Consider the following 4,937-nt stretch of genomic DNA (forward strand, 5'->3'; position numbering starts at 1 on the left):
CCTCGAGGGGCGCGGGGAACTGCGCGAACGGGGTCCGGGGCGGAGCCCCGAGTCTTGGCGGGGTCGAAGGGGCAGCCGCCCCTGGGGAGGGGACGGGTAGGGGCGGCGGGGGCGAGGGACTAGGCCGGGCGGAGCCAGAGCGTTGACAACGGGGGCAGGGTGACGCGGATGCTGGCCGGGTGGGCGTGCCAGGGGTGCGGCTCCGGTTTCACGGGGTGGGAGGTCGTGGTGTCGGCGCCTCCGTAGGCGGCCGCATCGGTGTTCAGGATCTCGTGCCAGGCCGGGATGTCCTCGGGCACCCCGAGACGGTAGTCCTCGCGGGCGACCGGGCTGAAGTTGGAGACGGCCAGCAGAGGCGTGCCGTCCTCGGCGAACCTCAGGAACGCCAGGACGTTGTCGTCCGCCGAGTCGCCCGTGATCCAGGAGAAGCCGGCGGGACGGGTGTCCTGCTGCCAGAGAGCGGGGGTGTGGCGGTAGGCGGTGTTGAGGTCGCGGACGAGGTCCCGTACGCCCCGGTGGTCGGCCTCGGCGCCGTACGCGGGGTCGAGGAGCCACCAGTCGGGGCCGTGCGCCTCCGACCACTCCGCGCCCTGCGCGAACTCCTGCCCCATGAAGAGGAGTTGCTTGCCGGGGTGGGCCCACATGAAGCCCAGGTACGCACGGTGGTTGGCGCGCTGCTGCCACCAGTCGCCCGGCATCTTCGACACCAGTGAGCCCTTGCCGTGCACGACCTCGTCGTGGGAGATGGGCAGGACGTAGTTCTCGCTGTACGCGTACACCATCGAGAACGTCATCTCGTTGTGGTGGTGCTTGCGATGGACCGGCTCCTTGGACATGTAGCCCAGCGAGTCGTGCATCCAGCCCATGTTCCACTTCAGGCCGAAGCCGAGGCCGCCGAAGCCGCCCGGACCGGTGTGGTGGGTGGCGCGGGTGACGCCGTCCCAGGCCGTGGACTCCTCCGCGATCGTCACGACGCCCGGCACCCGCCGGTACACCGTCGCGTTCATCTCCTGCAGGAAGGCGACCGCGTCCAGGTTCTCCCGGCCGCCGTGCTCGTTCGGCGTCCACTGGCCGGGTTCGCGTGAGTAGTCGAGGTACAGCATCGACGCGACGGCGTCCACCCGCAGCCCGTCGATGTGGTACTCCTCGCACCAGTAGAGGGCGTTCGCCACCAGGAAGTTGCGCACCTCACGGCGCCCGTAGTCGAACTCCAGCGTCCCCCAGTCGGGGTGCGCCGCCCGCAGTGGGTCCTCGTGCTCGTACAGCGGACGCCCGTCGAACTCGGCCAACGCCCAGTCGTCACGCGGGAAGTGCGCCGGCACCCAGTCCATCAGGACACCGATCCCGGCCCGGTGCAGGGCGTCGACCAGGTACTTGAAGTCGTCGGGGGTGCCGAGGCGGGCGGTCGGGGCGTAGAAGCCGGTGACCTGGTAGCCCCAGGAGCCGCCGAAGGGGTGCTCGGCGACGGGCAGCAGCTCGACGTGCGTGAAGCCGAGGTCGGAGACGTATGCCGGCAGCTGCTCGGCGAGTTGCCGGTAGGTCAACCCCGGGCGCCAGGACGGCAGATGGATCTCGTAGACCGAGAAGGGAGCCTCGTGCGCGGGGGTCTCCGCCCGCCGGGCGAGCCACTCGTCGTCGGCCCACTCGTAGTGCGAGGCGTGGATGACGGAGGACGTGTTGGGCGGGACCTCCGTGCGGCGGGCCAGTGGGTCGGCCCGCAGCGTCTTCGAACCGTCCGGCCGCGTGATCTCGAACTTGTACAGCTCGCCCTCGCCGATCCCGGGCACGAACAGCTCCCACACCCCCGAGGAGCCCAGCGAACGCATCGGGAAGCCCGTGCCGTCCCAGAAGTTGAAGGTCCCGGCCAGGCGCACGCCGCGCGCGTTGGGCGCCCACACCGTGAAGCGGGTGCCGGTCACGCCCTGGTGGGTCATCGGCTCGGCGCCGAGCACCCGCCACAGCTCCTCGTGCCGCCCCTCGCCGATCAGATACAGGTCCAGCTCGCCGATCGCGGGCAGGAAACGGTACGCGTCCTCGGTCTCCTGCTCCGTCCCCTCGTACGAGACCAGCAGCCGGTACGCCGCCGGTACCTCCCGCAACGGCAGCAGGGCCGAGAAGAACCCACCCCCGTCGTCGTGCAACTCGGCCCGCAGCGACTCCACCACCACGCTCACCCCGAGCGCGTACGGCCGGAACGCCCGGAACACCACGCCCCCGGGCGCGGGGTGGGCCCCGAGCACGGAGTGCGGCGCGTGGTGGGTCCCGGTCAGCAGTCGCTCGCGATCGGCGCCGTCCATGGCGGGAGAGAAAGTCGGCTGGGTGCCGACGGGAACGGAGGAGGGGGCGAGGACCGGCTCGGCGGCAGCGGCCCCGCCGGAGGCCGCAGCGGGTTCGGGCGCCACCGGCTCGCCGACGGCCTGCTTGGGGACGACCGGCTCGGCGGCCGGCACCGACACCGGCTCGGGAGTGGCCGGCTGGGCGACGGCCTGCTTGGGGAGCACCGGTTCGGGAACCACCGGCTCGGCGGCGGTCTGCTTGGGGAGCGCCGGTTCAGGCAGCGCCGACTCGGCCGGCAACGGCTCGTGAGTGGCCGGCCCGTCTGGCAGGACCGTTCCGGCACCCGACGGGCCGGCAGGAACCAACACGGCCCTCTCCGCCTCCTGCGGCGCCTTCACGGCCCTCTTCGCGGCGGTCTTCTTGGTGACGGCCTTGGCGGTGACGGCTTTCTCGGCCACAGCCTTCTTCGCCGTTGCCTTCTTCACCGCGGTCTTCTTGACCGCTGCCTTCTTCGCCACAACCTGCTTCGCCACAGCTTTCTTCGCCACGGTCTTCCGGGCCGCCGTCTTCTTCGCGGCGGACTTCGTCGCAGGGGCCTTCTCGGCCACGCCCGTGTCCTCGGCGACCTTTCTCGTCGCGGCCTTTCCGCCCCCGGCGGTCTTCTTCGCGGCCACCTTGCCGTCCGTCGGCTTCGTGACCGGCGGTGCTCCTTCGCCGACCTTCTCGGCGACCGCCTTCTTGGCCGCTGGTGACCCCGCGGTCGTCTTTTTGACCGCCGCCGTTCCTTCGACGACCTTCTTCGCGGCCGCCTTTTTGGCCACCGGTGTCCTCTCGGCCGTCTTCCTGACCGTCGCCGCCGTCCCCTCGGCCGCCTTCTCGGCGACAGCCTTGGCCGTGCTCTTCGTCGCCGTCTTCTTCGCTGTCGCCTTCTTCGCCACGGTCTTCTTCGCGGCCGTTGTCTTCGTGGCCGTCTTCTTCACCGGGGCGGGCCCCTCGGCGTCGGGGCCGGTGTGCTGGGTGCTGTCGTCGGACGGCGGGCGGGGAGTCACAGGTACTGCCTCCTCGGCAGGGGCTGGAATGGGGCGGTGTCAGGGGATGTCGGCGCCGGGGTCGGTGGCCAGACGGTGGGCGGCGGCCAGGGGCACAGGTAGCCAGTCGGGGCGGTGCCGGGCCTCGTAGAGGACCTCGTACACGGCCTTGTCGGTCTCGTACGCGCGCAGCAGTACGGGGTCGGTGCGCGGATCGGCCCCGGCGACGTCCGCGTAGCCGGAGCAGTACGCGGCCCGGCAGGCGGTCGCCCAGTCGGCGGCCGGGGGCTGGAGGGAATGCGCGGCGTAGTCGAAGGAGCGGAGCATGCCGGCGATGTCACGGGCGACGGGCTGCGGCATCCGACGCTCGGCCAGCGGCTTCGAGGGCTCGCCCTCGAAATCTATGAGCGACCACTCCCCGGAGGGAGAGCGGAGACACTGGCCGAGATGGAGGTCGCCGTGGATGCGCTGGGCGGTCCAGGTACGCCCCTCCGCGGCCAGGTCGGCGAGCGCCTCGAAGGCAGTGTGCAGACCGGGAGCGTACGGCCGCAGCGCGGGTACGGCCTGCGCTGCGGCCTCCAGGCGTCCGGTCATCCCGTCCACCAGCGACTCCAGTTGCGACCGCCCCAGGGTGACCGTGGGCAGGGCCCGCGTCAGCGCGGTGTGCACCTCGGCGGTCGCCCGCCCCAGCGCCCGCGCCTCGGCGGTGAAGTCCTCGCCCTTGGCCAGCATGCTCAGCGCCAGCTCCCAGCCGTCCGCCGCGCCGTGCAGGAACGGCTGGAGGACGCCCAGAACGTGGTGGGCGTCGGGGTCGGAGTCGCCGCTCCGGCCCAGGTCCGCCACCATCCAGGCCACCGGCGCCGGCACCCGGGGGCAGCCCTCGCGGGACAGCGTCAGGGGCAGTTCGAGATCGGGATTGGCCCCGGGCAGGACCCGGCGGAACAGCTTCAGGATAAACGTATCGCCGTAGACGATCGAGGAGTTGGACTGCTCCGAGGTCACCACACGCGGCACCAGGCCCTCGGGGATGTCGTGGCGCATGTCCCGCCCACAGCGCAGCTCGCCGACGTGCGCATTGGCCCGCAGCGCTTCCAGGAGGACATCGGCGAGGCGCGGGTCGTGCAGCGCCTCGTACACCGTCCGCCCGGCCAGCGGCCCCTCGGCCACATGCCCGATCAGCGCGGGCGCGAGCCGTGGCGGCAGTGTCTCGCGTACGCCGAGCAGCAGTTGGTAGCAGTCGCCGGGGTGGGCCGGGGCCCCCTGGGACGGCACCAGCGGCTGATGGGCGCGTACGAGGAGGTGCAGCAGCCCGGCCTTGGAGCCCGGCTTGGAGCCGGCCGCCTTGGCACCCCCTGCCGTGGAGGTGCCCACCGGCAACAGCTCGGTTTCCGCCACCAGGCTGAAGCCGGTGACCGGCCGCCCCTTCCCCGCGAACCAGCGCTGCCGTGGCAGCCACTCCCGCAGCAACGGCTCCAGGGAGGTGAGCAGCCCGGGTGTCGCCTCTGTCGCGGGCGGTGGAGCAGGACTTGTCGCGGTGGAGTGCGTGGCGGCTTCCGACATGGCCTCGCGTCCTTTCCCCGGGGGCGGGGTGTTCCTGTTTGCGTGCCCCGGGCGGGCCGGGAGAAACCGGCC

At 72.0% G+C, this 4,937-nt stretch carries 2 protein-coding genes; both read right to left on the bottom strand.

The features are described from left to right. Nucleotides 1-119 precede the first annotated feature (119 nt). A complete protein-coding gene (gene glgB, locus ACFU53_RS46580) occupies nt 120-3,326 on the bottom strand; it encodes a 1,4-alpha-glucan branching enzyme (protein ID WP_384006327.1) in 3,207 nt (1,068 codons plus the stop codon). A gap of 39 nt (nt 3,327-3,365) precedes the next feature. Then, nucleotides 3,366-4,865, bottom strand: a complete 1,500-nt coding sequence (locus ACFU53_RS46585) for a phosphotransferase (RefSeq protein WP_384006328.1) — start codon at nt 4,863-4,865, stop codon at nt 3,366-3,368. Between the last annotated feature and the right edge of the window lie 72 nt (nt 4,866-4,937).

This window comes from Streptomyces sp. NPDC057474 (assembly GCF_042802555.1).
Taxonomy (GTDB): Bacteria; Actinomycetota; Actinomycetes; order Streptomycetales; family Streptomycetaceae; genus Streptomyces.